The following is a 4573-nucleotide window of genomic DNA, read 5'->3' as shown; positions in this document are numbered from 1 at the left end:
ATGGGGAATTGCCACACATCTACTTGAGCGTTAGGTTCTGGTGGTCGTTTGAGACAGGCGATATTATCTTAAACACAATATCCGCTTCTCGCTCATAGCGGACAGTGTATCAGTCCGCTTTGTGCCAAAAGCGGACGTTTCCGGCATCTGCATGCACTAATCCGTAGAGAATAGCTTTCACTGCATAACCATACAGATATACAAGAATTATCAGGGGCGTTTGTCAGTGTTTCGGACAGGAAAGATGCCGGAAACAGCCCTCAGGCCGCAGAAACGCACTTAGGGCTTTTCGGGCGGTGCAGCAGGCACTTTTATGTTAAAAAGGTTCTCATGCATACAGTAAATCGTGCATGCTTCATGTCACAAGTTCACAGGTAGTGAATCTTATTGAATAAGGAATTTAGGACGTGATTGAATTCACCCGCTTTGTCGAACGCTATGAGCAGTTTAACGCCTCATTACTCCCTTCTGATAACATAACCGAAAGCCGGATCAATGATTTATATATCCGGGTATACAGGCCAATGGCGGCCCTCGATGAAGTTCTTATTGTCTACCATGGTGGCGGTGTAAACTCTGACGCCGGTTACGACATTCTTGCGCGACAGTTGAGTTACGTTCTTCCCGTCTGTGTTTGTCTCGTTGATATCCGTGGGCACGGTCGTTCGCTTGGTGTCCGAGGGGAAGCTTCAAGTCCTGATCAAATTTGGCGGGATGTAGATGTCGTCATTGATTATGTCCGAGCCTCTTTTCCTGATGCCAGAATTCACTTGCTTGGCCACTCCAGTGGTGGCGGCATGCTGATAAATTACTTTACTAGATACTCTCTATCGAGGGTTGTTGAAAGCCTGATCTTGCTAGCCCCAGCATTAGGTCCTTTTTCACCTCCTGCTCTGAACCGCGATTTTTCCTCTCCCTTTGCATCGATAAACCGTTTGAGCTTCATAATCAATGCAATGAGTGCAGGTTTTCTATGTGGACATCGTGCAGGAGTAAGGCTTAATTTCCCCTGTGAGGTTATCAATGCAAGGCCTGACTTTGTTCAGATATACAGCGTTAATATGGCTAATGCCCTTACCCCTCGGAACCCCGAAAGACAACTTAAAGAGATTTCCATTCCAGTAACGGTCATGCTTGCTGAGCATGATGAACTGTTTGATGTAATCCGAATGGATGAGTTTTTCAGGAACTGCGGTAATCCCAATGTAAGCAGTCGAGTCGTGGAGGGTAGTACGCATCTCGATTGTATCTTCGGGTTAACAAATATGATGAGGGAACACTTCACTGGCCTGACTTCAAGAGCGCAATAGGAAAGTTATGTTCAACGTATTAGAACCACTCAGCTGTCATAAGTGAAATGTCCGCTGCTTACTCATATGGGACAACCATAATCATATCTCCTAACCCTAAGGAGATTGAGCATGACAACGTCCCCCTGGAACAAGGGCCATATTATTGGCCAGAAACGGCCTCTTCAGATCTCTCATATCTGGGGAATTCGTATCAGACTTGAGCTGGAAGGAAAAGTACGCGATTTAGCTCTGTTTAACATGGCTCTGGACAGTAAACTTCGGGGCTGTGATCTGGTTAAGCTAAAAGTTTCTGATGTGGCCTATGGGCACTCTGTTTCGGGCAGAGCGACAGTGCTGCAGCAAAAAACGGGAAGCCCCGTTCAGTTTGAACTGACTAAGGGAACCAGAGAGGCTGTGGCAGCGTGGATCAAAATGGCTCATCTACGTAATAGCGACTATCTGTTCCAGTCCCGCGTCGGTTCTTCACGACATATCTCAACCAGGCAATATAACCGTATTTTTCATGGATGGATTGATAAGCTGGGTCTCGACGAGACTCTGTACAGTACGCATTCTATGCGAAGAACCAAGCCATATCTGATCTATAAAAAAACGAAGAATCTTCGAGTGATCCAGCTACTGTTAGGTCACAAAAACCTCGAAAGTACAGTCCGTTATCTCGGTATTGAAGTGGATGATGCTCTGGAGATAGCTGAGTCAATTGAAGTTTAATTTGTGAGGGCTGCAACAGCAGCCCTGTGCCAGAAGCGGACATTGGCAAGTCCGCACTGCATTATTCCGGGCGCGCGGGTCAGTGCTTATCAAAAACATCGCACTGGTCAGTATCTGTCTGACATACAGGCATACCGAGTGCTTTTGACCCGGTTTCAAGGATCTAAATGTGTTAAACCTTGCATCCAAAACCGACTGAGTTCAGCAGCAGAAATAGTGGATGCAGGCAGCAGTGGTTCAGGTTGTTCAGAAAAAATTTTCCTGGCGAATTGTCTTCCAACCAACTGTGCTGCAGATGTCTTGATATGTCTTAGTTGGTAAAAGCTTTGCAGAGCAATCTCCAGATTTTCGGTCTCATTCAGTAAGCGAGTAAGATGCCACGCATCTTCCAGCGCCTGACATGCTCCCTGCCCGGATGTCGGCAAGGAAGCATGAGCCGCGTCTCCGATCATTAAGACATTGTCTTGATGCCAAAAAGGAAGAGGATCAATGTCATGCACGAAAATGCAATTAACTGATGCACGGTCATATGACAGCAGCACATTCTGCACAGGATCAGGCCAGTCCCGAAAACGCCGATGCAACTCATCGCACCAATGCGCCCGAAGATGTTCATTGTCAACGGGAGCCTTCCATGCTCCTGCCCAATAGCACCATCCATCATTCACCGGGACGATTCCAAAACGCTCACCTTGACCGCGGTAGTCATCAATAGCATTGTTCAGCGTGCCCTCTCGTTGTCTTCCCACACCGATTACGTTCACAAAGCCATGATAATGAGGAGTGATTTTCTCCGCACACAATGCCTGGCGGACGACTGAATTCATGCGCCCGTCAGCTCCTACTACCAGATCAAACGCCTGGCTCAACTTCATTACGTCCGCTGCAGTGATTGAACAATTGAACGTGATCTCCTTTCCCAGGCTTTCTAACGCACCGGCCAGTAAGCCCATCAGCTCACGCCGTAAAACTGTCACACTGGGAAAACCGCAAAGTGAGTTTACGGCTGAAATATCGAACTCAGTCTGGGGGAGGCCATGCCGATCAAACTGGCGCATCATGCATGGTGTACCACCTACTTGCATGACCTTTTTGTCCAGCCCCATCTTCTGCATGACGAACATGGCATTGGGCCATAACGTCACACCAGCTCCCTCAGAAGACACGTTGCTGACACGCTCAAACAGGCTGACGTGATGGCCCTGCCTGGTTGCGAGGATAGCCAGTGCCATTCCAGCAACCCCGGCACCTACGATGGCAATTTTCTTAGTATTGGTCATCATTTCCTTCCTCTTACGAAATTTTAAGGAAATTGTAATGACCACCTAATTAGTGATAAATATGGAATTATAGTTTTTTTAATCTCATTTTTTGGGATAATAAATGATAGAAAAAATTGAAATACAGTGGCTGATCTGTTTTCAGGCTGTTTATGAAAAGTTGAGCTTCAAGCTCGCGGCAGAGCAGCTTCAGCTGCCATCATCCAATGTCAGTCGACATATCACTTTACTCGAACAACAACTTCATGTGCGGCTGCTGGAGCGTACGACGCGTAAGATAATTCCAACCGCAGCCGGTAAACTGCTTTATCAATCCATTACGCCGCTCACGCACGCTTTGGATCATGCGCTGGAAGAAGTATCACTGGTTGGTGATTCACTATCAGGCCATCTGAAGGTCATTACGCCAGACCTTCCCTTCATGGCAGACATTCTCGCTGACTTCTGCATTCGGCACCCACAGATACAGCTCAGTTGTGACACACAATTAGATCCAACAGAGGGGCTATTGGATGGATTTGATCTGGTATTACGCTTTGGACGTGGGCCACTGGAGGATTCTTGCTGGGTTGCCAGAGAAATTCTGCGCTGGCCGAGCTGTGTGGTTGCCGCCCCAGAACTTCTGGAACGTCACCCATCACCACATTCGGTTAATGAACTAACCAAACTCCCCTGCATTACCAGTATGTCGGTACTTCAGGGAATGCCCTGGCGATTTAAACAGAACCAGAGCGCCCAGGTTCAGTCCAGCTACAAAGTAAACAGTGGGCAGATGGCCAAGATTGCGGCATTGAAAGGACTTGGTTTCGCTATATTGCCTCTTCATGCCTGTGAGTCAGAAATTAACAACGGCTCGCTTGTTAAAATTAACTGTAATAGTGAACCAGAAGATCTGGTGCTCTACGCGCTCTTTTCCGGCAGAAAATATTTGCAAGCTAAAGTGAAGGCGTTTATGGAACACCTGCAATCGGCTATCGCCTATTTAGCTGTAAAAAATAAGGAAGAAGCATGATTGGCTAAGCAATCCAATATCCAGGGCCAGGTGATAAGAAATGACGGCAAAACGTTTTAAATACGAAGTTTTTTTCGTATAGCTCCATAAAAAACATCTCGATTGACGTGTGCCGTCAGAACGTCCGCTCTTCGCTCAAAGCAGACACTGGCGCATATCATTCCTTTTATTAATATAATGCCATTCAATTTTTTCGCAGCGGTTAAGCACCAGGCCGGCATTAAGTTATCCCGTTTGGGGTAATTCGACTGTAGATA

5 protein-coding genes are annotated in these 4573 nt (G+C 46.9%); 3 read left to right on the top strand and 2 right to left on the bottom strand.

The genetic code is table 11. The features are described 5' to 3' along the window. Positions 1-407: 407 nt before the first annotated feature. On the top strand, positions 408-1310 hold the full coding sequence (locus FT726_RS26120) for an alpha/beta fold hydrolase (protein ID WP_346303728.1): 903 nt from the start codon (positions 408-410) through the stop codon (positions 1308-1310). 111 nt (positions 1311-1421) lie between these two features. Next, the gene (locus tag FT726_RS26115; RefSeq protein WP_346303727.1) at positions 1422-2024 is read left to right on the top strand and encodes a site-specific integrase; all 603 of its coding nucleotides are present in this window, start codon (positions 1422-1424) and stop codon (positions 2022-2024) included. 155 nt (positions 2025-2179) lie between these two features. Here FT726_RS26115 and FT726_RS26110 read toward each other — a convergent pair whose 3' ends face one another. Continuing rightward, positions 2180-3307 carry an FAD-dependent monooxygenase gene (locus FT726_RS26110; protein ID WP_346303726.1) on the bottom strand — a complete coding sequence of 376 codons (1128 nt, stop codon included), beginning with the start codon at positions 3305-3307 and terminating at the stop codon, positions 2180-2182. Between the two features lie 100 nt (positions 3308-3407). Here FT726_RS26110 and FT726_RS26105 point away from each other — a divergent pair, with 100 nt between their 5' ends. After that, positions 3408-4316, top strand: coding sequence for a LysR family transcriptional regulator (locus FT726_RS26105; protein ID WP_346303725.1), 909 nt, complete (start codon positions 3408-3410; stop codon positions 4314-4316). Between the two features lie 56 nt (positions 4317-4372). Here FT726_RS26105 and FT726_RS26100 read toward each other — a convergent pair. Next, on the bottom strand, positions 4373-4573 hold a 201-nt coding region (locus tag FT726_RS26100), incomplete at its 5' end, for a hypothetical protein (protein WP_346303724.1).

Origin of the sequence: Pantoea sp. Morm (genome assembly GCF_016643525.1) — a bacterium.
Classification (GTDB): Bacteria; Pseudomonadota; Gammaproteobacteria; order Enterobacterales; family Enterobacteriaceae; genus Pantoea; species Pantoea dispersa.
This window is presented reverse-complemented; position numbering and strand designations above follow the sequence as displayed.